The 24,054-nt window shown below is 64.4% G+C and carries 24 protein-coding genes and 1 pseudogene; 15 read left to right on the forward strand and 10 right to left on the reverse strand.

Annotated features, from left to right (window positions below):
* Window positions 1-182 precede the first annotated feature (182 nt).
* Genes CH276_RS12780 through CH276_RS12820 form a run of 9 tightly spaced genes read left to right on the forward strand, consistent with a single transcriptional unit; the run spans window position 183 to window position 9,539 of the window.
* Window positions 183-1,403, forward strand: a complete 1,221-nt coding sequence (locus CH276_RS12780) for an ABC transporter substrate-binding protein (protein WP_094629323.1) — start codon at window positions 183-185, stop codon at window positions 1,401-1,403.
* A complete protein-coding gene (locus tag CH276_RS12785; protein ID WP_094629322.1) occupies window positions 1,400-2,389 on the forward strand; it encodes a branched-chain amino acid ABC transporter permease in 990 nt (329 codons plus the stop codon). The genes CH276_RS12780 and CH276_RS12785 overlap by 4 nt, the downstream gene beginning before the upstream one ends.
* The gene (locus tag CH276_RS12790) at window positions 2,386-3,429 is read left to right on the forward strand and encodes a branched-chain amino acid ABC transporter permease (protein WP_052049407.1); all 1,044 of its coding nucleotides are present in this window, start codon (window positions 2,386-2,388) and stop codon (window positions 3,427-3,429) included. The genes CH276_RS12785 and CH276_RS12790 overlap by 4 nt, the downstream gene beginning before the upstream one ends.
* A complete protein-coding gene (locus CH276_RS12795; RefSeq protein WP_032395095.1) occupies window positions 3,426-4,148 on the forward strand; it encodes an ABC transporter ATP-binding protein in 723 nt (240 codons plus the stop codon). The genes CH276_RS12790 and CH276_RS12795 overlap by 4 nt, the downstream gene beginning before the upstream one ends.
* Window positions 4,145-4,849, forward strand: a complete 705-nt coding sequence (locus CH276_RS12800; protein ID WP_032394949.1) for an ABC transporter ATP-binding protein — start codon at window positions 4,145-4,147, stop codon at window positions 4,847-4,849. The genes CH276_RS12795 and CH276_RS12800 overlap by 4 nt, the downstream gene beginning before the upstream one ends.
* 13 nt (window positions 4,850-4,862) lie before the next feature.
* Window positions 4,863-5,495 carry a hypothetical protein gene (locus CH276_RS12805; protein WP_094629320.1) on the forward strand — a complete coding sequence of 211 codons (633 nt, stop codon included), beginning with the start codon at window positions 4,863-4,865 and terminating at the stop codon, window positions 5,493-5,495.
* On the forward strand, window positions 5,492-6,862 hold the full coding sequence (locus CH276_RS12810; protein ID WP_094689112.1) for an FAD-dependent oxidoreductase: 1,371 nt from the start codon (window positions 5,492-5,494) through the stop codon (window positions 6,860-6,862). The genes CH276_RS12805 and CH276_RS12810 overlap by 4 nt, the downstream gene beginning before the upstream one ends.
* Before the next feature lie 23 nt (window positions 6,863-6,885).
* Window positions 6,886-8,352, forward strand: coding sequence for a dihydroorotase (locus CH276_RS12815; protein ID WP_094629347.1), 1,467 nt, complete (start codon window positions 6,886-6,888; stop codon window positions 8,350-8,352).
* Window positions 8,349-9,539 (forward strand): CaiB/BaiF CoA transferase family protein, encoded by a 1,191-nt coding sequence (locus tag CH276_RS12820; protein ID WP_094629318.1) that lies wholly within the window; start codon window positions 8,349-8,351, stop codon window positions 9,537-9,539. The genes CH276_RS12815 and CH276_RS12820 overlap by 4 nt, the downstream gene beginning before the upstream one ends.
* Window positions 9,540-9,579: 40 nt before the next feature.
* On the opposite strand, the gene CH276_RS12825 is transcribed toward CH276_RS12820, so the two are convergent.
* Both CH276_RS12825 and CH276_RS12830 read right to left on the reverse strand, forming a co-directional pair.
* Complete coding sequence (locus CH276_RS12825) at window positions 9,580-10,506, reverse strand: ABC transporter substrate-binding protein (RefSeq protein ID WP_094629317.1); 927 nt, start codon at window positions 10,504-10,506, stop codon at window positions 9,580-9,582.
* A 75-nt stretch (window positions 10,507-10,581) separates the two neighbouring features.
* The gene (locus CH276_RS12830) at window positions 10,582-12,879 is read right to left on the reverse strand and encodes an ATP-binding cassette domain-containing protein (RefSeq protein WP_094629316.1); all 2,298 of its coding nucleotides are present in this window, start codon (window positions 12,877-12,879) and stop codon (window positions 10,582-10,584) included.
* Between the two features lie 174 nt (window positions 12,880-13,053).
* On the opposite strand from CH276_RS12830, the gene CH276_RS28985 reads away from it, so the two are divergent.
* On the forward strand, window positions 13,054-13,524 hold the full coding sequence (locus tag CH276_RS28985; protein WP_254923921.1) for a PASTA domain-containing protein: 471 nt from the start codon (window positions 13,054-13,056) through the stop codon (window positions 13,522-13,524).
* A gap of 1 nt (window position 13,525) precedes the next feature.
* On the opposite strand, the gene CH276_RS12840 is transcribed toward CH276_RS28985, so the two are convergent.
* The gene (locus CH276_RS12840; RefSeq protein WP_094629315.1) at window positions 13,526-14,065 is read right to left on the reverse strand and encodes a DUF2231 domain-containing protein; all 540 of its coding nucleotides are present in this window, start codon (window positions 14,063-14,065) and stop codon (window positions 13,526-13,528) included.
* Between the two features lie 89 nt (window positions 14,066-14,154).
* Here CH276_RS12840 and CH276_RS12845 point away from each other — a divergent pair, with 89 nt between their 5' ends.
* Window positions 14,155-15,651, forward strand: a complete 1,497-nt coding sequence (locus tag CH276_RS12845; RefSeq protein ID WP_094629314.1) for an acyl-CoA synthetase — start codon at window positions 14,155-14,157, stop codon at window positions 15,649-15,651.
* Window positions 15,652-15,658: 7 nt separating this feature from the next.
* On the opposite strand, the gene CH276_RS28990 is transcribed toward CH276_RS12845, so the two are convergent.
* From CH276_RS28990 to CH276_RS29000, 3 genes and pseudogenes are all read right to left on the reverse strand, one after another.
* Window positions 15,659-17,431, reverse strand: a complete 1,773-nt coding sequence (locus CH276_RS28990) for a DUF222 domain-containing protein (RefSeq protein WP_254925920.1) — start codon at window positions 17,429-17,431, stop codon at window positions 15,659-15,661.
* A 46-nt stretch (window positions 17,432-17,477) separates the two neighbouring features.
* A complete protein-coding gene (locus tag CH276_RS28995; RefSeq protein WP_254924240.1) occupies window positions 17,478-17,729 on the reverse strand; it encodes a DUF3253 domain-containing protein in 252 nt (83 codons plus the stop codon).
* A gap of 15 nt (window positions 17,730-17,744) precedes the next feature.
* A pseudogene (locus tag CH276_RS29000) lies at window positions 17,745-17,912 on the reverse strand (DUF2256 domain-containing protein); the annotation flags it as partial.
* Here CH276_RS29000 and CH276_RS12865 point away from each other — a divergent pair.
* A complete protein-coding gene (locus CH276_RS12865) occupies window positions 17,896-18,462 on the forward strand; it encodes a peptide deformylase (protein WP_094630834.1) in 567 nt (188 codons plus the stop codon). The pseudogene CH276_RS29000 and the gene CH276_RS12865 sit on opposite strands and share 17 nt — an antisense overlap.
* Before the next feature lie 13 nt (window positions 18,463-18,475).
* On the opposite strand, the gene CH276_RS12870 is transcribed toward CH276_RS12865, so the two are convergent.
* Window positions 18,476-18,916, reverse strand: coding sequence for a hypothetical protein (locus CH276_RS12870; protein ID WP_094630832.1), 441 nt, complete (start codon window positions 18,914-18,916; stop codon window positions 18,476-18,478).
* Window positions 18,916-19,248, reverse strand: a complete 333-nt coding sequence (locus tag CH276_RS12875; protein ID WP_094630887.1) for a hypothetical protein — start codon at window positions 19,246-19,248, stop codon at window positions 18,916-18,918. Before CH276_RS12875 ends, CH276_RS12870 begins: the two co-directional genes overlap by 1 nt.
* 39 nt (window positions 19,249-19,287) lie before the next feature.
* On the opposite strand from CH276_RS12875, the gene CH276_RS12880 reads away from it, so the two are divergent.
* Window positions 19,288-19,770, forward strand: a complete 483-nt coding sequence (locus CH276_RS12880) for a DUF6992 family protein (protein ID WP_217901400.1) — start codon at window positions 19,288-19,290, stop codon at window positions 19,768-19,770.
* Window positions 19,771-19,912: 142 nt separating this feature from the next.
* Window positions 19,913-21,181, forward strand: a complete 1,269-nt coding sequence (locus CH276_RS12885; RefSeq protein WP_094630884.1) for a DUF4185 domain-containing protein — start codon at window positions 19,913-19,915, stop codon at window positions 21,179-21,181.
* Here CH276_RS12885 and CH276_RS12890 read toward each other — a convergent pair.
* Together CH276_RS12890 and CH276_RS29005 are read right to left on the reverse strand one after the other, a co-directional pair.
* A complete protein-coding gene (locus CH276_RS12890) occupies window positions 21,114-21,776 on the reverse strand; it encodes a hypothetical protein (protein WP_094630830.1) in 663 nt (220 codons plus the stop codon). The genes CH276_RS12885 and CH276_RS12890 overlap by 68 nt on opposite strands.
* Complete coding sequence (locus tag CH276_RS29005; protein WP_254924238.1) at window positions 21,773-22,729, reverse strand: hypothetical protein; 957 nt, start codon at window positions 22,727-22,729, stop codon at window positions 21,773-21,775. Before CH276_RS29005 ends, CH276_RS12890 begins: the two co-directional genes overlap by 4 nt.
* A gap of 320 nt (window positions 22,730-23,049) precedes the next feature.
* Between CH276_RS29005 and CH276_RS12900 the strand changes: the two genes are divergently transcribed.
* Entirely contained in the window at window positions 23,050-24,030 is a 981-nt protein-coding gene (locus tag CH276_RS12900; RefSeq protein WP_032394960.1) for an ABC transporter permease, read from the forward strand.
* The last annotated feature ends 24 nt before the right edge of the window (window positions 24,031-24,054 follow it).

The raw sequence follows: 24,054 nt of genomic DNA on the forward strand, positions 1-24,054 counted from the left end.
TCCGCTGAGCGAACCATACCCGTAACAAGAATTTGACGGAAGAGCCTGTTCTGAGCCCGTGATGCGTGCCATACTCGATTCCAGCGAGATCAATCATCAATCTGATGGTGCGCTCAGCGGAACGGTTGGTTCCGCCCAGTGGTTCGACTCGGCGCCGGTAGGCGCGGAAGGCAGATTCGACAATGAAGAAGCTCGTAGGTGTGCTGACGGCCGTTGCCGTCGTGGGTGCTGCAGCGTGTGGTTCGTCCACCGGTTCGGACGACTCCGGCCCCATCAAGATCGGATCGGTTCATCCCACCACCGGAGCGCTGGCAGGTGTGGGCGGTCTGATGAACGACGGTGCTGCACTGGCGGTGGCCGATATCAATGCAGCAGGCGGCATTTCGTCCCTCGACGGTCGGCAACTGGAATTGGTATCGGGTGACAGCCAGGGCAAAGCAGAGGTCGGACAGAGCGAGGCGCAGCGACTGATCGACGACGGCGCGGTGTCGCTCATCGGCACGTACCAGAGCGATGTCACGCAGAATGTCGCCTCTGTCGCCGAACGATCGCGGGTACCGCTTGTGATCGACGTGGCCGTGGACGACAAGATCCTGGACCAGGGGTACCAGTACTCCTTCCGCATGCAGCCGAACGCCTCCAGCATGGGAACCGACGGTGCAAAGGCGCTCGCCGCGATCGAAGAGCAGACCGGTCAGGCCATCGATCGAGTCTCCTACCTGCACATCGAAGGATCGTTCGGCGACAGTGTCTTCAACGCATTCGAGGCCGAGGCTGCGAACCAGGGAATCTCGTCGGTGCAGGAAATCACCTATCCCGCAACGAATTTCTCCGACGCCACCACACAGGTGCGTGAGGCTGCAGTATCCAACCCCGACGTCATAGTCGCCACCGGCTACTACCCGGACGGTCTGTTGATCGCCCGCGCCGTCGAGCAGCTGAATCTGAACGTCAAGGGTGTCTACGGAATTGCCAACGGCGCTTTCGACGACAGCTCTTTTCCCGGCGACGCAGGCGCGGCCGGCGACGGTGTGTTGAGCGCCAACTACCACTTCGACGCCACCAGCGACCGCGTCACCGACATTCGTACGCGGTTCGAGGCCCAGTACGGACGCCCGATGGAGACGGCAGCGATGCTGTCCTACCAGGCGGTCGAGGTCATCGCGGCGGGTCTCAACGACGGAGCCTCCAGTGACCCGGAAGATCTGCGCGAGGCGATTTCCGGCGTCTCGATCGACGACCCGCTCCTCGCGTTCAGCGGACCGATCGAATTCGACGAGACCGGTCAGAACAAGAACGCAACCGTCATTGTCATGCAGGTCCGCGACGGTGCAATCGCACAGGTCTTTCCCGAGGAGTTCGCAACGGACGCAATCGAATTCCCCGTGGGAGCCGGCCAGTGACGGCGGCTACCTCGACTGCGGAGAAGACGGGTAAGCGAGGTCCGGCCGGGATCGACCCCGGCATCCCGGTCGCAGCAGCGATCGTCGTCATCATGGCGGTGATCTACCTCGTCGGTGGTAAAGATCAGGGCTTGGTCACGCAGTCGGTCGTCTCCGGGCTTCTGCTCGGCGGCGTGTACGCACTGATCTCGGTCGGACTGACGCTCATCTTCGGCGTTCTCGGCATCGTGAACTTCGCTCAGGGCGCGATGCTGACGATGGCGATGTACATCGTGTACGCGCTATCCACTGCCGGGTTGCCGGTCTACGTCGCGACACTGCTGGCAGTTCCGGTGATGTTCCTGTTCGGCATGGTCGTTCAGGCAACTCTGCTGACGAAGCTGACCATCAGTGGCAGCCACGACGGCCCTTTGCTCGTCACCCTCGGCCTGTCTCTGCTCATCATCAACGTGCTGCTGATGATCTTCGGCGGGCGACCACAATCGGTCCAGGCACCGATCGACGGTTCCCTCGACGTTCTCGGTGCGGTGGCGTCGTGGCCGCGCGTGGTGGCGTTCATCGGTGCCGCTCTGGTCGCCGTCGCGCTCAGCGCGGTGCTGAAGCGGACGCCGCTCGGATTGTCCATTCGCGCAGTCGCATCCAACTCCGAAGGCGCGAAACTCGTGGGCGTCGACATCGGCAGGGTCTATGCGCTCACCTTCGGTATCGGTGCCGCGTGCGTCGCCGTCGCCGGCGGGTTGATGACACCGTTCACCAGTCTCACGCCGTCGGTCGGAGAACAGTTCACCATCCTGGCGTTCGTCATCGTGGTTCTCGGTGGACTCGGAAGTGTCGTGGGAGCGATGGTCGGTGGCCTCGTCATCGGCCTCGTGCAGACCGTCGGTGCGCTGTATCTACCGGGAACAGGCTCGCTGATCCTCGTCTTCGCGGTGTTCGTCCTCGTCCTGTTTCTCAAGCCCGAAGGATTGTACGGAGCTCGCCGATGACAACGACAACAAGCGCACCCACTCCGGTGCAGCACGATCCACGGTTGAAGGACACCTGGCTCCGACGCCAATTGATCACGCTCGCCATCGGTTTCGTCGTGGTTGCGGCATTGCCGCTGATGCTCGGTGAGCAGGCACAGACCGTTGCCGTTCGCACGCTGATCTTCGCCGTGATGGCCGTGGCGTGGAACATCATGAGCGGGTTCGGTGGCATGTTCAGTTTCGGGCACGCCGCCTTCTTCGGAATCGGTGCCTATACCGGTGCGTATCTCTTGGTCGAACGCGGCGTCTCGCCGTGGATCTCGATGATCCTCGCGGCGATCATCTCGGCGGTGGTGGGAACGCTCATCGCCTACCTGTGTCTGCGCTACCGATTGGCCGGGTCCTACTTCGCATTGGCCACATTCGCCTTCGCGCAGATGTTTCTGCTGCTGGTGCAGAACCTCGAAGTCTTCAACAAGACCGAGGGATTCAACGTGCCGATCCTGCCACGGGATTCGTGGTGGATGCTGCAGTTCGAAAAGGGCAGCCCCAACTACGTATGGATTCCACTCGTCATTCTGGCCCTCGCCGTTCTCGGCACGATCTTCTACACCCGTTCGCGGGCCGGGCAGTTCGTCCAAGCCACCCGCGACGACGAAACCGCCGCAGCCTCACTCGGTATCGACACGATGAAGTACCGGTTGATCGCCGTAGCGGCGAGTTGTGCGCTGACCGCCGTCGCAGGTGTCTATTACACGCAGTACTACTTCTTCGTCGGACCGGAGCAGGCCTTCGGTTCGGCGGTCTCCGTCGAAGCGATCGTTCCGGCCGTCATCGGTGGCATCGGCACGATCTGGGGACCGGTCATCGGTGCTGCGGTGATCGGGCCGCTGTCCGAGTTGATCAACGAACTGCTACGAAACCCACCCGCCTTCCTCGAATTCCTGCAGGGAACAATCGGATTGGACGTTGCCGCGTACTCGGTGATTCTGATCGCGATCGTGATCTTCCTACCCAAGGGAATCTTCGGCACGATCCGTGAGAGGTGGAACCGATGAGCCTGTTGAGCATCGAGAACCTGAGCAAGTCGTTCTCGGGTATCCATGCGGTGCGCGATGTCAGCCTCGATGTGCCCGAGCACGAATTCCTCGGGATCATCGGCCCCAACGGGGCAGGTAAGACGACCTTGTTCTCCTTGTTGTCGGGTGAACAGCCACCGACCACGGGCCGAGTGATCTTCGACGGTACCGACATCACGGGTTGGCCGGCCAGCAAGATAGCGCGCGCCGGACTGGTCCGCACGTTCCAACTGATGCGCCCGTTCGAGTCGATGTCGGTGTTGGAGAACGTCACCATCGCCGCGTTGTCGAAGCGCAAGTCACGCAGGGATGCGCGGCGTCATGCCCTCGATGTTCTCGATCGTGTGCAGTTGTCCGATCAGGTCGGCGGCAAGGTCTCGGCCATGTCGACCGCGGGATTGAAGAGACTCGAGCTCGCGCGCGCACTGGCCATGGAGCCGCGCGTCGTGCTCCTCGACGAGGTTCTCGCCGGGCTGGTCCCAGCCGAGCGTGCACCGATGATCGAACTGCTGCGCACAGTGCACCAGGAGGGCCAGACGGTGCTGTTCGTCGAGCACATCATGGCCGCGGTGATGGCCCTGTCCGAGCGCCTGGTGGTCATGCACGAAGGTGCCGTGCTCACCTCGGGTGACCCACGCACGGTGGTTGCCGACGACCGTGTCGTCGAGGCGTACCTCGGTGAGGAGAAAACAGCATGATGCTCGAGATCGACAACCTGCACGCCGGATACCGTCGTCTGGAAATCCTGCACGGGCTGAACCTCGCGGTCGACCGACACGAGATAGTCTCTTTGATCGGTGCCAACGGGGCAGGCAAGACGACGACGCTGCGCGCACTGTCCGGTATGGTCTCCACCTCCGGCGGTACGATCATGCTGGACGGCAACGCCATTCACGGAATGCGGGCGGATCGAATCGTCCGGGCAGGACTCGTGCACGTCGCACAGGACCGAGCTCTGTTCGGCAGTCTCACCGTCGCCGACAACCTGGAGATGGGTGCGTACACCCAGAAGCGCAGCGGCGTCAAGGAATCCCTCGACCAGGTCTACGCACTGTTCCCGATTCTCGCCGAACGACGAGAACAGCGGGCCGACACCATGTCCGGCGGTCAGCAGCAGATGCTCGCCATCGGTCGCGCGATGATGTCGAAGCCGCGAGTTCTGACGCTGGACGAACCGTCGGTCGGGCTCGCTCCCAAGCTCGCTGCTCAAGTGCTCGACGCTATCGTGCGAATCCGTGATTCGGGCGTGACCGTGCTGATCGTCGAACAGAACGCCGCACAGGCGCTCGCGATCTCCGATCGCGCTTACGTCATCGAGAGCGGATCGATCGTGTTGACCGGCACCGGATCCGAATTGGCACACGACGAGCGGGTCAAAGCTGCCTACCTCGGTATTTAGGAGTTCACTTCACATGCATCTCTTGGCCTTCACCCCGATCGACGTCGACGCGGCAGAATTGCAGCGGCGCCAGGGTCGGTACGACCACCTTTCTCCCGCAGGGATCACCGTCGAGCTCCGCAACATCGGGTCCGACGCGCCGAGTGCACTGGACACCGAACGTGACGTCAGACGGTCGGAGGAGGTGCTGTCTGCTGCATTTCGGTCCGTGCACGACACGGAAGCGGATGGGTTTCTGCCCGACTGCGTGCTCGATCCCTGTGCCGAAGAGGCGGACTCGTTCATCCGGCCCCTCTACGGCCTGACCCGGCTGACGGCATCGTTCTACGCGTCCCAGGGGCATCGAATCGGCGCGCTCGCCCGCAACGACGTGATCGCTGCGGAGATGGATCGCCGGCTCGCGTTCTACGGGGTCGTCGCCGAGGCAACCCAGGTACTCGGGCTCGGTGTGCACGATATCGCCGACACCCGGGCCTGGGGGAGAGCGGTCTCGGAGCACGCGAGGAAGCTCCGGTGCACCATCGCAATCAATGCGTGCTCGGCCGTCGATCTCGTCGATCCACCCGCGTCGCCGCAAGTGGTGGACCCGACCGCCACTGCGCTACGGCTACTGGGTCTGCGATCCGAACTGCAGGTGTCCGCATGAGCGAGGACGGCCCGGACCTGATCGTGGCCGGCGCGGGCGGCGGCCTCGTTGCTGCGCTCCGCGCCGCCGAGCTCGGCCTCGACGTGCTGGTCGTCGAGGCCAGTGCGCACTTCAAGCGAGGCAACAACACCGCGATGTCGACCGCGATGATTCCCGGCGCGGGGTCACGATGGCAGCGGGAGGCCGGAATCGAGGACTCGCCGCAGCAGTTCCTCGACGACGTGATGCGCAAGACGAAAGGCAGTGCAGACCATCGGCTGGCGTCGGCGCTCGCCGAAGTCAGTGCCACTTTGGTCGAGTGGCTCGCCGATCACGTCCGACTGCCGCTCTCTCTCGTGACCGACTTCTCGTACCCGGGGCACTCGCAATTGCGTTGTCACACAGTCGAAGGCCGCCACGGTAGTGGGATGCTCGAGCACCTCGCGCGAGCGGTCGCCGACGAGCCGCGCATCGATATGTTGACACCCGCGCGACTGACCGACGTGTCAGTCGATTCCGACGGGGTTGTCGACGGAGTGACGATCACGATGCCCGACGGCAGCGTCGACGGCGTTCCTACCCGTGCAGTTCTGTTGGCCACCAACGGCTACGGTGCCAACGCGGCCATGGTGGCGGAGCACGTACCGGAGATCGCCGCTGCGAGGTATCACGGCAGCGAGCACTCCGCGGGCGATGCACTCACCATCGGCCGTCGTCTCGGTGCCGAGTCGGCGTATCTCGATGCCTACCAGGGGCATGCTGCACTGTCCAAGCAGGCCACGACGCTCGTCGGATGGGCGACGGTGATGCACGGCGGCATCGTGCTCGACACCTCCGGACGCCGGTTCGGTGACGAGACGACAGGTTACTCGGAGTACGCGGCCATTCTGGCCGCCAGACCCGGATCCGAGGGCTGGGTCGTCATCGACCGGGCGATCTACGACAAGTGCTTGTCGTTCAAGGACTTCCAACAGACCGTCGACTCGGGTGCGGCAGTATGGGCTGACGATATGGACGGCCTGGCGGCCGCAACGGGGCTCCCACCTGCGGCGGTGGTGGAGGAACTCACCGCTGTGCAAAGGTATGCCTCGGGAGAGGCCTCGGATCCGTTCGGCCGCAGCTCATTCGAGCACACGCTCACCGGTCCGTATGCAGCCATCAAGATCGTGCCCGCCTTGTTCCATACGCAGGGCGGGCTCGTCGTGGACCAGAACGCACGTGTTCTACGAACCGACGGCTCGGCGATCACCGGCCTGTTCGCCTCGGGCGGTGCCGCGATGGGCATCTCCGGCCACGGTGCTGCCGGGTACCTCGCCGGTAACGGATTGCTCCCGGCACTCGGACTGGCCTACCTCGCGGCAAGCTCACTCAGAATCAACGAACTCTAGTGAAGAAATTCGAAAGGACCATCATGTCAACGCTTTTGATCACCAATGCGCGCGTAGTCCGGCCAGGATCCGACGCCCCCGACGAGGGTGAGTTTCTGGATCTGCTGATCGAAGACGGCAAGTTCACCCGTATTGAGGCGAACATCGATGCAGGATCCGCAGAGACCGTCATCGACGCTGCCGGCAAGGTCGCATTCCCCGGTGTGGTGGACGCACACCAGCACTGGGGTATCTACAACTCGCTCGGCGACGATGCCGAGACCGAGTCGCGGGCGTGTGTCCAGGGCGGCGTGACCACCTCACTGTCCTACATGCGGACTGGCCAGTACTACATGAACACGGGTGGTTCCTACGCCGACGTGTTCCCGAAGGTTCTCGACGCCACCGAGGGGCGCCCGTACGTGGACTACGCGTACCACCTCGCGCCGATGTCCAAAGAACACATCGACGAAATCCCCTCGCTGATTGCCGATCACGGCGTCACCTCGTTCAAGATCTTCATGTTCTACGGCAGCCACGGGCTCCACGGCCGGTCGACCGATCAGAGCGAATTCCTCATGACTCCAGAGGGGGAGCGCTACGACCTGGCGCACTTCGAGTTCGTCATGCGCGGCATCCAGGCTGCCCGAGAGCAGATGGGCGACAAGGCCGATCACATCTCGCTGTCGCTGCACTGTGAGACCGCCGAGATCATGAGCGCGTACACCAAGATCGTCGAAGAAGAAGGCACCCTCGAGGGCCTGGCTGCGTACAGCGCGTCACGGCCACCGCACTCGGAGGGCCTCGCCGTCACCATCGCGTCGTTCCTGGCCGACGAGACGCAGCTGCCCAACATCAACCTGCTGCACCTGTCCTCGCGCAAGGCGTTGACTGCGGCGATGCGGATGGCAAAGGCGTTCCCGCACGTCAACTTCCGCCGTGAGGTCACGATCGGGCACCTGTTGGCCGATATCGACACCGCATACGGTCTCGGCGGCAAGGTCAACCCGCCGCTGCGTCCGCGCGACGACGTCGAAGCGCTGTGGGAGCACCTGCTCGCAGGTGACATCGACTGGGTCGTCAGCGATCATGCGTGCTGCAAGGACGAGAAGAAGTTCGCCGAGGACCGCGGCGACATCTTCGCCGCGAAGTCCGGCTTCGGGGGTGCCGAGTATCTGCTTCCAGGGCTGGTCAGCGAAGGACGCAAGCGCGGCCTGAGCTGGCGGCGTATCGCCGAGCTCACTTCGCTCAACCCGGCCCGACGCTACGGCCTACCGGGCAAGGGCGACATCGCCGTCGGGATGGACGCAGATATCGCCCTGATCGACCCGGACCACACCTGGACCGTCCGTCCGGAGGATTCCGAGTCGGCGCAGGAGTACACACCATTCGAGGGATTCGAGCTCGGTGCCAAGGTGACCGACACGTTCGTCCGTGGTCAGCGGGTACTCGCCGACGGTGCCGTCGCCGGTGCGCCCGCCGGCCGCTACCTGCACCGCCCGTACCTGTGACGGGGCCACTGGAGGGCATCAAGGTACTCGACATCTCGACGATTCTCGCAGGCCCCCTCGTCGCGCAGATCCTCGGCGACTTCGGGGCAGAGGTCATCAAGATCGAGCACCCCACCAAGCCCGACGGTATGCGCGGGCACGGCTTGGACAAGGACGGTCACCCGCTGTGGTGGACGATGATCGGGCGGAACAAGCGCACGGTTACCCTCGATCTCGGAAACTCCCGAGGCGGAGCCGTATTCCGACGCCTGGCCGCAGAAGCCGACGTGGTGGTCGAGAACTTTCGGCCGGGAACCCTCGAACGCTGGGGGCTGGGATACGACGTTCTCTCCGAGCTCAACCCTGGTCTGATCCTGTTGCGTGTCACCGGCTTCGGCCAGACCGGACCGTACGCGACCAGGCCGGCCTTCGGAACGCTCGTCGAATCGATGAGTGGTTTCGCGCACCTGACCGGCGAAGCCGATGGGCCGCCGACGCTTCCGGCGTTCGGCTTGGCCGATTCCCTTGCCGGGATCGCGGGCTCGTCGGCCGTGTCGATGGCTCTACTGCACCGCACCAACAACGGCGGCAAGGGGCAGCAGATCGACCTGGATCTGTTGAGCCCCATCATGGCTGCGGTCGGGCCGGGCGTCATCTATGCCGATCAACTGGGCATCGATCAGGAGCGAACAGGGAACCGGTCGAGCAACAACGCGCCCCGCAATCTGTACAAGACCGCAGACGGGCATTGGTTGGCGATCTCCACGAGCGCCAACTCGATAGCCGAACGTGTGCTGGTGCTGGTGGGTCACCCCGAGGTGCTGGACGAACCGTGGTTCGCCACCGGGCGTCAGCGCGCCGCCCACGCCGACCTTCTGGACGAGTACGTCGGCGGCTGGATTGCCGAGCGGACCAAGGACGTGGTGATCGACGAGTTCGAAAAGGCAGGAGCGGCAGTCGCTCCCGTCTACAAGCCGAGTGACCTGTTGTCCGATCCGCAGGTGAACGCCATCGAGATGGTGACGACCGTCGAGGACGACGACCTCGGCCCCGTGCGCATGCAGAACGTCATGTGGCGGATGGGTGGCAGTCCCGGCCGGATCAGATACACCGGCCGCAAGCACGGTGCCGACACCGACCAGGTGCTCACCGAAATAGGGTGCAGCGCCGACGAGATCGAGGCCATGCACCGCGACAGCATCGTGTAGAGCGCGGCGGGTGGTCGCGGTGTCCGGTCACCCGCCGAGTTCACTCGGGAATCTGCTGCACCACGGCGGCGACGGCTTCCACCTGGTCCGCGATCCGTGGCCCCCATCTACTCGACAGGTCCTCGTCCATCGGGAAAATCCTGCCATCTCGGACGGCGGTCATCGAACCCCACCCCGGTCGAGCCGCGACCGATTCGGCTGTGACTCCACAGCACTGTGCGTCGGCGAGGAACACGATATCGGGATTGGCGGTGATCACCGACTCGGCGGACAGCTGCGGGTAATCACCAGCCCCGGATCCGTCGGCGATGCTCTGCAGACCGAACAATCCGTAGATCTGGCCGACGAAGCTCTGGCTGCTCACGGTGTACAGGGTGTCGTCGAGTTCGTGGAAGTACGTCAACGGCTGATCGCGTGTCGGCACGCTCGCGACGGCAGCATCGATGCGGTCACGCATCTGCGCGACCACCGCATCACCTTCGGCCTCGTGCCCGGTCGCGTCTGCCACTTGTTCGATCTGCGAGTACGCGTCGTCGAGGCTCGTCGCGGCCGGGACCAGCAGCGTCGGAATGCCTGCCTCGGCCAGGGTGGACGTCACCAGGCCGAGGTCGGTGGAGGTGATCACCAGATCGGGGTCGTACGCGACGATCGCCTCGAGGCTCGGCGTGAACGCAGACAGCCCGGTCTTCGGGGCATCGGCGGGATAGTCCGACTGATCGTCGACGGCCGCCACCTGCTCACCCGCTCCGACGGCGTACAGGGTCTCTGTCGCCGTCGGGCTCAGAGAAACGATCGAACGGGGCATCGCGTCGATGGTGACGGTCTCGCCGTCCGAGCCCGATGCGATCGTCCTCGGGAACTCCCCGCTCGACGCCGTGGTGGAGGAAGCGGTCGGCGGGGAGTCCGTGGTCGTGCTGCCGCATCCGGTCGCGACCAGCGCGATGACCGCGAACCCGGCTGAGATCATTCGTGCCGATCGACGCTGCACTGCCACTCCTGTGTTTCCGGTACCTCGTGGAGCGCCAACACTATCGGGTCGCGGTCAGCGAGCGAGGCTCCGTGCCAGGTACGTGCCGGTGTGGGTGTCGGAGACCACCAACTCGTCGACGGTTCCGGTGAAGGTGATCAGTCCGCCGTTGTGTCCGCCGTCGGGGCCGAGGTCGATGACCCAGTCGGCCGCGGCGATGACGTCGAGGTTGTGTTCGATGACGATCACCGACCTGCCCTCGTCGACCATCCCGGACAGCAACGCGATCAGGTTCGACACGTCCGATGGGTGCAGACCGGTCGTCGGCTCGTCGAGTACCAGCACCGGCGACGACCCGACCAGTTCGGTGGCGAGCTTGAGCCGTTGCCGCTCGCCGCCGGAGAGCGACGACAGGTTCTGGCCGAGCGAGAGGTAGCCGAGCCCGACATCCCGGCACCGGCGGAGGATGTCACGGATCTTCTTGACCTCGAAGAAGTCCTGCGCGTCCTCGACGGACATCTCGAAGATGTCGGCGATGCTGACGCCGTCGACGGTATGCCGGATCGCACCCGACCGAAAACGCCTGCCCTGGCACGTCTCGCAGGTGCTCGTCACCGGGTCGGTGAACCCGAGATCGGTGAAGATGACGCCGCTGCCCTGGCAGTCGGGGCACGCGCCGTCGGAGTTGGGCGAGAACAGAGACGGCGGCTGGCCGGTCTTCTTGGCGAAGTATGCGCGGATCGGGTCGAGCAGACCGGTGTACGTCGCGGGGGAGGAGCGGCGCGAACCGCGGATGGGTGCCTGGTCGATGATGACGGCGTCCGGCGCTGCCTCCCGGAGGTGGCCGTGGATGAGGCTGGATTTGCCGGAACCGGCGACCCCGGTGACGGCGGTCAGGACTCCGAGCGGGACGTCGACGCTGACGTCGCGCAGATTGTGGGTGTTTGCTCCGGTGATGCTCAGCCAACCCGAAGGGGTACGGGGAGTGCGCAATTCGACGCCCTCGCGCCGCAACGCGGCACCGGTCCTGGTGTCGGCGCTGCGGAGTTGGTCGTAGGTTCCCTCGAACACGACTGTGCCACCGGCTTTTCCGGCGCCCGGGCCGATCTCGACGATCCGATCGGCGATCGCCATGACCTCGGGGTCGTGCTCGACGACGAGGACGGTGTTGCCCTTGTCGCGCAGCGCGAGCAACATGTCGTCGAGGCGGTGGACGTCGCGGGGGTGGAGGCCTGTGGTCGGCTCGTCGAACACGTAGAGCATGTCGTTGAGGGTGGCGCCGAGGTGTCGCACCATCTTGATGCGCTGGGATTCACCGCCCGACAGCGACGACGTCGCCCGGTCCAGGCTGAGGTAGCCGAGACCGAGATCGACGAGTCTTCGCAGCTGCGTGACGATTTCGGCGGTGACAGTGCCCAAGCCGCTGATCTGCCACCCGTCGATGCGGTCGGCGAGTTCGGACACCTGCATCGCGAACGCGTCGGGCAGAGACAGGCCCTGGAGGGTCGCGCCGCGGATGGCCTCGTTGTAGCGGGAGCCGCCGCAGGACTCGCAGACGCCGCGCGTGACGATGCGCTCGAACGCGAGCTTGGCTTTGCCCTTGAGGGCATCGGCGTCCTTGGTCAGGTAGCTGCGCCGGAACCGGGACACGATCCCCTCGTAGCTCTTCATGACGGCGTCGGGGTTCAGCACTTCGACCTCGCCGGGCTTGGCGTCGAAGAAGATGTGGCGCTCGCGGGCGGAGTACTGCTCGATCGGGACGTCGAGATCGAACAGGCCCGAGTCGGCGAACACCCGATACGGCCATTTGCCGACCTCGAAGTCCGGGTGGCGGAACGGCCCCTCGCGCAGGGACTTCGACTCGTCCACCAGTTCGCCGATGTCCACGACCTTCGCCTCCCCGAGCCCTTCGCACTCGAGGCACATGCCGGCCGGATCGTTGAACGAGAACGCGTTCGCGAACCCGATCGTCGGGGTGACGCCGCGGGACCAGAGCATGCGCAGCCAGTCGCCGATGTCGGTGATGGTGCCGACCGTCGACCGCGGGCCACCGAACAGGCGCTTCTGGTCGACGATCACGACTGCCGACAGGTTCGCGATCAGATCGGCGTCGGGGCGACCGTAGGACGGCAGGAAGGTCTGGGCGAACGCGGTGAACGTGGAATTGATCTGCCGTTGAGCTTCGGCAGCGATGGTGTCGAACACGAGTGACGACTTCCCCGACCCGGAGACGCCCGCGAAGACGACGAGCGAGCGCTTGGGCAGGTCGAGGTCCACGTCGCGGAGATTGTTCTCGCGTGCTCCGCGAACGATGATCGTGGACAGTTCGTTGCTGGATGGCTGGGCTGGGGTGGTCGGCTGGGCCTGGGTCATGTGCGCTGAGGTCGCCTTTCGCCGCCCCCGACGCTGGTTCGTCCGGGGCCGACGCAGTCTACCGTACGCCGTACGGAAATGCCGTTCATGCTTCCGCAGTAACAGACTTACCGGTCTGGCGATCTCACATGGGCGCCGATTGCATCAGGCCATCGGTCGTGTCGAAAGGTATTCATGACCAGTAGTAGTCGTTTCCGCGTGCGGTCGGCCATCGTGCTCGCCCTCCCGGCGATCGTCCTCGCGGGCTGCGGATCGCGGGACTCCACCGAGCCCGAAGTCCGCACCGAAGTCCGGACTGTGACCGTCGAGGCAACGGCAACCCCACCGACGATCGCGCCGACGTCGATCGACAGGATCGTCCTTCCGGACACCACTGCGCCCGAGCCGTCCACATCGGAACCGGCCGCGCCGGTCCTCGTTGCCATGCCTCCGGTCGTATGCATGAATTTGCAGTCCGCGCAGAATGCGATCCAGGCAGCCGGGGTCTTCTACTCCCGCAGCGCCGATGCCTCCGGCGAAGGTCGGATGCAGGTCAACGACTCGAACTGGATTGTCGTGGCGCAGGATCCGCCCGCAGGGACGCTGATCGGTGAGGGAGATGCTCTGCTGTCCGCGGTGAAAATCGGTGAGCCGAACAACTGCTGATCTAGCGGCGAAGGCTGTGCTTGCCCGCTGGAGCCGGTTTCTGCTCGGTCGAGCTGTACGCGAGGTGGCCGCCGATGAGACCGCCGACGCTCGCTGTGGCGAGACCGGCTGCAGCCAGGGCCTTGGCGATGCCATCGGTCTGTTTCCGGCGACGTAGGTAGGAGCCGAGAAAGAGGAAGACGCCGGTCGCGTTGGAGGCCGCGTGGATGATCCCGACTCGTCGCTGGCGGGTGTTCATCGTCGACCAGTCGGCCCATCCGGTGGCGATGGCGGTCGGCGCGGACACGAGCCCGATGGAGATCACAAGCTTGCTTGCTCTCGACTGGTGATTCAGCAGGTCCAGAGCAACGGCGCTGGTCCAGCTGCCGATGGTGACGTTGACCAGAGCCGGGTGGATGGGGTGGCCGATCCACTGTCCGCGGAGCGCGCCGCCGACGGTGCTGTCGTCGAGTGCGGGCTCGAGGACGTCGTTGATCGCGTTGCTCGCTCCGTCGAGGAACGATGCCGATTCGAGGCTGTCGAGTGCTTGCTTGAGTGTCATACGTTGCCGCATGCCCCGCTGACGCTGCGCGAACCGTAAGGGCAGCCAAACACGGGACGAGATGCTTGGACGTCCTATAACGTCGGGTGATGAGCAGCGGAACACGAGTGAACACCGTCGACGGCGTCCTGCGGCGGTCGGCCGCGAAATTCCCCGACCGTCTCGCCGTGACCTTCGAGGGACGCAGCCACACCTACGGAGAACTCGATACCGCCGTCACCCGCGCCGCCCGACGACTGATCGCGTTGGGGTTGAACAAGGGTGACCGCGTCGCGGCGTACGGCGTCAACTCGGATGCGTACGTTGTTGCGTTTCTCGCCTGCGCGCGAGCCGGATTGGTGCACGTTCCGATCAACTACGCGCTGGTGGGCGACGAATTGCAGTACTTGCTCGATCAGTCGGGCTCCCGCGTGGTTCTCGTGGATCCGGCTTTGACGGCCACCCTCGACTCCGTTCGTGCAGACCTGACGATCGAGCACGTGGTTTCCCTGCCCGATGTACTGGGCACGGACGGCGACGGCTCCGAACTCGAACCCGCCGCCGATTCGACCGACCTCGCTCAGTTGCTCTACACCTCCGGAACGACGTCGAAACCCAAGGGCGCGATGATGTCTCACGGAGCACTCGTCGCGGAGTACGTCTCGTGCGTGATCGCGCTCGGGTTCACCCAGGACGACGATCCGCTGCTCGTGATGCCGATGTATCACTCGGCTGGGATGCACGTGTTCATGCTGCCGTATTTGTCGGTGGGTGCCACGGTCCGCTTGATGCGCAGGCCCGACGTTCCGGAGATCCTGCGCCGCATCGAAGAGGAGAAGATCAAGTCTCTGTTCCTGGCCCCGACGGTGTGGGTTCCGCTCGCCAATCACCCCGACCTGGCCACGCGTGACCTGTCGTCGCTGAAGAAGGCGCAGTACGGTTCGTCGATCATGCCCGTCACCGTTCTCACTCGGCTACGTGAGCGCTACCCGGACATCGAGTTCTACAACTGCTTCGGGCAGTCCGAGATCGGTCCACTGGCAACGGTATTGCAGCCCGAGGAGCACGAGGCACGGCCGGCGTCGTGCGGACGTGCGGTGTTCTTCGTCGAGACCCGTGTCGTCGATGCCGACGGCAACGACGTGCCGGACGGCGAGCCCGGGGAGATTCTCTATCGTTCTCCTCAGCTGTGCGACGGCTACTGGGACAAGCCGGAGGCGACGGCAGATGCGTTCTCGGATGGGTGGTTTCATTCAGGCGACCTGGTGACACGCGACGCCGAGGGTTTCATCACCGTGGTCGACCGGATCAAGGACGTCATCAACACCGGCGGCATTCTCGTCGCGTCACGCGAGGTGGAGGATGCGATCTACACCCATCCGGCGGTCGCCGAGGTTGCAGTGATCGGGACGCCCGACGACAAGTGGATCGAAGCGGTGACGGCAGTCGTCGTGCTCAAGGACGGCAGTGCGCTGTCGTCGCAGGCGTTGATCGATTATGTGAAAGGTCGTATAGCGCCGTTCAAGGTGCCCAAGACCGTCACCTTCGTCGACGAATTGCCACGCAATCAGAGCGGAAAACTGCTCAAGCGTGAGCTGCGCGGTTGACCTGTCGTCAGGCTGCTCGTTGTTTTCGTCGGTGGTAGCTGGGGATGGGTTGGCGTGTGGGGTCGACGGATTCGGGTGGGATGGCGTAGGGGTGTCCGTCGTCGCCCATGAGCAGTTGCCAGTGGCCGTGGTGGACGAGGCGGTGGCATTCGCCGCAGACCAGCGCGAGGTTGTTCAGGTCGGTTCTGCCGCCGTGTTCCCAGAACTTCACGTGGTGGGCGTGGCACCACTGTGCGGGGCGGCCGCACATGACGCAGCATCGGTCGCGGATGGTCAGGGCGATGCGTTGGTCGTCGGTGGCGAGTCTGGTGGTGCGCCCGAGCGCGAGCGGGACGCCGTGGTGGTCGACGATCACCGGGGTGAGGTCTGCGTCGCAAGTGAGAAGTTCGGCGAGGGAGCGACTGATCGGGCCGGTCCAGTCGAGGTGGAACGGCCAGTCCGCATCGCCCGGCTCGGGAACGGACTTCTCCCTCGCATCACTACCACCGGCAGCGTCACAACCGTCGGTGCTGCGACCGACACGACTCTCGGGAGAGTCACCGGTGCATGAACGGTCGCCGGCACCAGAACTCCCTCTGGCGCGTTGACCGCGGCCCGTGGCTCGATCGGGACCGGCGTCGGTGTCTTCGGTTCGTGAACCGCCGTCGATACCAACACTCTCGCTGACGCGGTGACCGCCGTCAGCACCACCATCGGGACCGGCGTCGGCATTACTGGTTCGTGAGTTGCCGTGGGCACCAGCACTCTCGCTGGCGCGGTGGCCGCCGTCAGCACCGGTAGCGTGTGTTGTCGAACCCGTTGGTGCGCTGGCAGTTTCCTTGTTTGTGCGGTCGCTGAGCAGGTCGCGCAGCGGAACGATCAGGTGCACCGACGCCCGCGACCCACCCGACGCCCCGCGGCTGCCACCGCGTAGGTGCCGGTCGTGAATCCGATCGAGTGCATCGGCCCGGCGTTTCGACGGACTCCGCGGGTCACGTTCCCCGCCCGGGCCCGGTTGCGGTGCGGTCAAAGTCGACAACACGGTGAGCAGCTTCTCGGCGAGGAGCCGGTCGACGTCGCCACCGAGCTGGAAGCGGCCACTGGCCAGCCGGTGAACATCGAACCGGTTCAGACCCGGGTTCTCCGCCATCGGTACCGGCGGCGGCCCCAACGAAACAGGCTCGGGTCCAGCAGGTTCGGGCCCACCCGAACCACCGGCATCACCGGAGCCACCGGCATCATTCGAACCACTGGCATCGGCTCGGCCCGCCTGCTCTTGCTCGCGCGCTCGTTCCTGCTCTAGTCGTTTCTTCTCGGCCTGCTCGTGTCGAGCTCGGGCGTCCTCTGCCGCAGAATGCGCGAGTGCCTGAGCACGGGAGCTGACCTGCCCGGCGGTGCTGCGCATCGCGGTCTCGAGCAGTTCCGCGACGACGGCGTCGCGGCGCTGCTCGTCGAGGGTGGGGTCGGCGACCACCACGGTGGCGTAGCCGTCGGCGATCGCCGAGGCGTGGCCGGCGTGGATGTCACCACCTGCGAGGGCGTCGAGCACGCTCGGCCACTGGGTGAGCCATTGCCCGAGTTCCATCTGACGCGCCGCGGATCCGTCGGTGATGCGCACCGACTTCGCGTACCAGCGGGTGACGGAGGAGTGCCCGAGTTTCATCGCCAGGCCACGCCGGTCGATCTCGGCGAGCAGTGCCAATCTCGCTGCAGCCAAAGCGTTTTCGTGGGACGACACGTCGGCGAGCTCGGAGGCCAATTCCTGATCCCCGAGCTCGAACACATCCCCCCATGTCTTCACCCCACGAAAGCTATACCCACCCACCGACACGTTTCTGCGACGCCGGTCAACGCTTCCAACGAATACGGATTGGGCCCTTCGCAGTCGAGGGATCGACCACGGATCCCTTCTGGGTGATCTCGACTTCTCCCGCGTCGACCATCCGGCGGGCGGCGCGGCGGACCGGTTCCATCAACTCCCGCCAACCGTCGTCGGACAGGGCTCGTGCGACGTCGGAAGGGCAGATCGTGGAGTCGCGGGACCGGGCGTCGAGCAGAGAACGGATCTTGTCTTCGAGTTCTTTGTCGGTGGCGCACACCTTGTGTCGCCGGCACGCATCGCTGCAGTACTTGATGTCATTCCAGTTCTTCTCCCACTTCTTGCGCCACTCGATTCGTCGCCCACAGGAGGCGCAGACCTTGTCGGCGGGCTGCGCAGTGGAGGAGCGACGAGAATGAGCCATGCTTCGACAGTAACCTCGTTGCATGGCGATTCGACCCATTCTCGTTGCCGGTGACCCGCGGCTGACGACGGTCGCCGAACTCGTCACCGTGTTCGACGCCGATTTGGTGGCGTTCGTGAAGGACCTGTTCGAGACCAACACCGCGGCGCACGGGGCCGGACTCGCTGCCAACCAGGTCGGCGACCCGCGTGCAGTGTTCGTCTACGACCTCAGGGACGGCGGGGTCCGTCACCGCGGGCACGTGGTCAACCCAGTGCTCGAGACGTCGGCGATCCCGGAGACGATGCCGGACCCCGGAGACGGTGAAGGGTGTCTGTCGGTACCGGGGGAGCGGTACCCGACCGGCCGCGCGGACTGGGCCCGCGTGACCGGTGTCGATGTGGAGAACGCTCCCGTCTCGGTCGAGGGCCACGGTTACCTGGCTCGGTGTCTGCAGCACGAGTCCGACCATCTGGCCGGTCACCTGTACCTCGACCGCCTGATCGGCCGCAATCAGCGTGCTGCGAAGAAGATGATCAAGGCACGAGGATGGGTCGGCCCCGGCAACAGTTGGCTGCCCGGGTCCGATGCGGACCCGTTCGGCTGGTGAATCGAACCGGCGATCAACACGCGCCGGTGAGTGCGCATGCCGCTGCGCGTTCCAGCGTCCAACGGCCCTCGGAGACAACGAAACCGATCGAGGACACTCGCCCGACGGGAGTGCCGCTCGCCTCCACCCGTCCGGGTGCTACGGCGTCGACGCGGGCGAACGTCACGTCCGACATGACCCCGCCGCTGTCGAACAACGCTGCGTTCTCCTCCAGTGTGCCTTCGAGCGCGTCGGCGCGGTCGGACCGCTCTGCGGTCCAGTCGAAAACGGTACGGAAGATGGCGGTCGCTTCCTCCTGGGTAGGGATGGCTGTGGGCGCGACGGAGGGAGGAGGGGGCGGGAACGACGACGGCGCAACGTTTACCGCGGCGTCGATGCCCGGCTCGGGTTTCGTTGCGGCACAACCGGTGAGCACGACCAGAGCTAGTCCGCAGAGCACACGGCCGACGATCATCAGAACGGGTTGTAGACGTAGAGCATCCGGTAGTCCCACTCCGAGGATCCGGCCGGGATTCGGGTCTCCGTCAGGACCCGGCCGTTCTGGGAGCACGAACCGCGGGCGTGAAACGACCAACAATCGATCTGCCGACTCGTGCCGAACGGGCTGACGATCAACGATTTTGTGCTCGCCGCACCGTATGCCGCAGGGTCGAAGGCGCTGACGAAACTCGAGGTGGAGTCCTTGGGCCCGAACGGGTTGTCGTCGGGAGCGGCGGAGGCTGTCGGCGCGACGAGCACTGCGCCGCCGATCGCCAGCGCGACTCCGGCGAGGATCTTTTTCGGCATGGTGGCTCCGTTCGTTTCGAGCACGACTACTCAGTGCTCATGGGATCGGCCGCAACCGACCGCGCGTTACGAACCGGCTCCTTCCTCGAACGCGGCACACTGGAGTCCATGACAGCACTCGAAGCGCCCATCGTTGCCCAGCGGCTCGGCCGTCGTCTCGCGATGTGGGGCGGTGGAAGTGTGCTCGTCGGAACGGTGTTGGCGTTGCGCGGGTCGTCGCCTGCCCGGCGGGCGTTCGGTCAGCAGACTGCGGGGTGGGGTGCGATCGATCTGGCGATCGCGGGTGTGGGCGCGCTGAGCTCGAAGCCTCCGACTGCCGCGAGCTTGAGCCGGCTGCTGTGGATCAATGCCGGTCTCGACGTCCTCTACATCGCGACCGGTGCGCACATCGCCGTGAGAAAGCCTCGGTTCGGCGGCCGGATCACCGCTGACCAGGCGCTGGGCCACGGCTCTGCCGTCGTTGTGCAGGGCGGTGCGCTTCTCGCATTGGACACGACACACGCCCGCATGATTGCCGGCTAATCACACGAGTGTCATTCTCGCCGTAGGCGTTTTGTCAAGTACCGACACGTCTGATTTGTTGCGCGATCAGTAGATTTGCGTAACACTCGTCCCATCAGTCACATCAGTATCGTGGGTCACACGGGAAACGGTGGGTTCGTCCATGCGTGTACGTAGTCGGCAGATTGCTGTCGGGGCTGTCCTGGCACTGGCAGTGAGCGGACTCAGCGCTCTGACCGCGCCCACCGTGTCGGCCGAACCGTGCGGTGGGCTCGGTGGGCCGGGCTCGTCTCCGCTGTTCGGGTCGTCGGGTAGCGCCGGGATGTCGGGCAAGAACCCGCAAGGCCCTCAGGGGCCGCTTCCTCGGATCACCGGCAACACCCAAAGCATCGCCTGGGTCACCGGTCCGCAGAGCGTGAACAACACCTACAACGACCTCGCGATGTCCGGCACCGACCTCGGGATCAGTTGGGACAACGGGGCCGGCCAGATCCTGATGGCGTTCGGTGACACGTTCGGAGACTGCTCCTCCGGAAATGCGCAGTGGCGCAGCAACGCGCTCTTCCGGTCGGACAAGGCGTCGACGAATCTGGCGCAGGGAGTCGAGATCGGTCCAGCCGACCCAGCGGACAACACCTCCGGTGCCGTCGTGCGGGCCGGTAGTCCCAACTATGCAGCCGAGATCATCTCCAGCGCAAAGCTGCCCAGCGTCGAGGACACGACGATTCCCACGGCGGCCATAGCGATCGGCAACACCCAGTACATCAACTACATGTCGGTGCAGAGCTGGGGCAGCCCCGGGCGCTGGATCACGAACTACTCGGCGACGGCGAAATCCACTGACAACGGTCAGAATTGGTCGACCGACCCCAAGACGATCCGCGTCAACAAGGGTGTCACCATTCCGGGCTTCACCAACGTCCACGAAAGCCAGGGCAAGTTCCAGCAGAGCGCCTACGTGCTGGGTCGAGACGGCAAGTACCTGTATCAGTTCGGCACACCCAACGGACGATTCGGCGATGCCTTCGTCTCACGGGTGGCACCGAGCGAGATCGAGAACCTCGACGCGTACGAGTATTCGACGCAGGATCCGGATCCGACGAAGCAGTGGTCGAAGAACATCGGCGACACCGTTGCGATCGTCAAGGGCCCGGTCAGTGAGATGTCGGTTGCATGGAACGACTACCTCGGCCGCTACGTGATGATGTACGGGGACGAGAACACTCGCACATTGGTCGCTCGCACTGCCGACAATCCCGAGGGGCCCTGGAGTGCGCCGAGGACCATCCTCGATGCCAATCAGACCGCCGGCGGAATCTATGCGCCGTTCATTCACCCGATGTCGAGCGGAAAAGACCTGTACTTCACCGCTTCTCGGTGGTCGGACTACAACGTGTTGCTGTTGAAGACGAATCTCGACGCGCTGAAGTGATCTCCGCGGAGCGTTCGATCGCCGCCTGCAGGTAGGCATCCACCTCGAGATCTTCCGGGGCGGAAAGTAATCCGCGCCGGATCGTCGAGAGGTATCTGCTCGACGGTTCGCCGGGCTCTCGGGCGATCGAACTTGTCAGCGTGAACGCGGGTCGTCCGTCGATGTCCGGAAGACGGAGTAGTGCATCGTATTTCCCACGGAAGCTCTCACCTTCGCGATCCACTGCCAGCTGCGACCATTGTCCGATGGCAAGTGTCTCCGTCGCCCCGACATCGATGGACGCGACGACGTTCTCGACGGCAGCCAGGTGAGCGAACTGGACGCCGTCGAGTAGATAGCCATGTGCTACAGACCGATTCGCGGCATCTGCCGTCGTCGAGACGAACGCGGACGCTCCGGTCCAGCGCCGCGAGACTCCGGCGAAGTACAGCGGATAGTCGATCCACAGCCATTTTTCCCCGGCAGGCAACGCTGTCGAGGGTGCCGGTGGGTGCGCACCGAATTCGGAGCTTTCGTCGGATCCCGTCAGGTAGCTGAAAAACCTCTCGCGCAGGAGATTCGACCCGTACGAGACGTACCAGAGCCGACCGTTCACTCGGTCTCGAACAGCTGCCGGTATGCCTCGGCGAGCAGGTCGGCCGCGAAGTCGTGGTTGTGTGACGCTGCGCCCGTCCAGTTGCCGGATCGCATCAGCCTGGCGTTGAGGCCGTAGGCGAGGTCGTCGAACGTGTCGTCGTCGATCCCGAGGTCGACGTCCACGTCTTCTTCCAGCAAGGCACCGAGGTCGATCGACCACGACCACACACGTTCGTCCCGGTAGGGGCCGCGCCCGGCGCTGACGGTCTCGTTGGAGACCTCGAGTTGCTCGTCGGTCCGGTCGCGCGGAACGTTGGTGTTGATGCGCAGGTCGAGTTCGATCGTGTCGTCGTCGTGCACGATCTCGTCGACGCGCAGCGTCTCGAAGCCGCCGCACGTCAGCGTCAGCAAGCGCCGAGGCCCGGTGTCGACGTGTTCGTCGGACAGGGCGGCGATCTGCCACAGGTACTTCGCGGTGTTCGCCGGGTCGGGGATCGAAGAGTTGATGTAGTCGGCCACGATGCTGCGGATGGCCGGGTATGCGATGTGGTCGGACAGTTCCCAGAACTGCTTGCGCGCCTTGCCGACAGACGTGTCGAGCAATGTCGCCCGCTTGGCCCTTTCCTTCGGCAGCGCAGATTTCGCGCTCGGAACGTCGCCCAGGGAGGCCGGCTCCGAGGGGCGTTCACGTAGACGGGTCAGGTGCGACACGAGATCTCGCAACTGCTCGAGCTGATCGGCAGTCCCGGCTGCGAAGTCGAGTGCTTCGATGTCGGTCCACGCGTCGAGGTCGGCGATGAACTGTGCCGCGACCGAGTCGGAGTACCCGACGTAGGCCTCGTTGTCGGCGAAGTGCAGAACGTAGAGCCCGGCTCGGTGTTCCTTGGCCGCGAAGACCGTGGCGATGGATCCGGCGTCGGTGACGTCGTATCGCTCGAAGGTGAATCCGTCGGATGTGGAAGCTGTCGGCATGGCTGTGAATCTACCGATGTGAGTCGATAGCACCTATTTTCGGCCGTGTCCGCAATGTCGGGAATTCGTTCCAGAAACCAATGATTTAGGTGAACCTTCGTAAACTGGATGTTCAGACTTGTTCTGGCACCGCGTGTTCCGCATTGTCCGATGTACCGGAAGTACTTCCGCTACCGTGAACGAAAGTTGAATTCGTGGTGCTATCTTGTGGAATGTCTGTTTCCATCGCTAACGAAACAAGCAGGTAACACGCGGTGTGAACAATGCCGAGAGCAGTGCCATCGGGCACGGCCGTGGTGCTCGATGGAAGGTGGTTGCGCGTGGGCGGTTATCTTGCGCGGAGGTTGCTGAACTACGTCGTCCTGCTGCTCATCGCGACGTTTCTGACCTACCTTCTGGCGTCGCTCACGTTCGATCCGCTGTCCAATCTCCTCAGTCGCAACCCGCCGCCGTCGAGCGCTGTACTCGACGCGAAACGCGCGGCGCTGCATCTCGACGACAACCCCGTGTTGCGCTACCTGAAGTGGCTGTGGGCTGTGCTTCATGGTGACTTCGGTCAGACCATCGCGGCCGGCTCCGTCAACGACGAGTTGTGGCGACGCATTCTCGTCTCGCTGCGGTTGGTGGTGCTCGGCACCGTCCTCGGCGCGGTACTGGGAACACTCGTAGGTGCGTACGGTGCCGTCCGGCAGTACAAGATCTTCGATCACGTCGCGACTGTCGTGACGTTCATCCTCATCAGCACCCCGATCCTGGTTCTGGCGCCGGTACTCAAATACCTTGCTGTGCAGGTCAATCAGAGCACCGGTAGCCAGTTCTTCCAATACACCGGTGAGACGTCGACAACACTCGCTCCCGGTCTGATGAACGAAATCATCGACCGTGCTCAGCATTTGCTGTTGCCGACCGTTGTCCTGATGTTGTTCACCATCGGTGGTTACAGCCGCTACATGCGTAGTTCCATGCTCGACGAACTGAACATGGACTACATCCGTACGGCCCGCGGCAAGGGCCTCACCCGCGGCCGCGCGATCTTCAAGCATGGCTTCCGAACTGCCTTGATCCCGATGGCGACGCTCTTCGCGTTCGGGATGGGTGCGGTGATCACCGGCGCGACCTTCACCGAGCGAGTTTTCGGGTGGTACGGCATGGGGGACTGGCTGATCTACGGCATCACCAGTCAGGACATCAACATCACGCTCGCGGTCTCGCTGTTCACCGCGCTGTCGGTCCTCGTCTCCGGAATGTTGACCGACATCTTCACGGCCGCATTGGATCCGCGCGTTCGTTACGCGGACTGACCCACCACTTCGAGTAAGGAAAGG

It is taken from the genome of Rhodococcus sp. 06-470-2 (assembly GCF_002258235.1).
GTDB lineage: Bacteria > Actinomycetota > Actinomycetes > Mycobacteriales > Mycobacteriaceae > Rhodococcoides.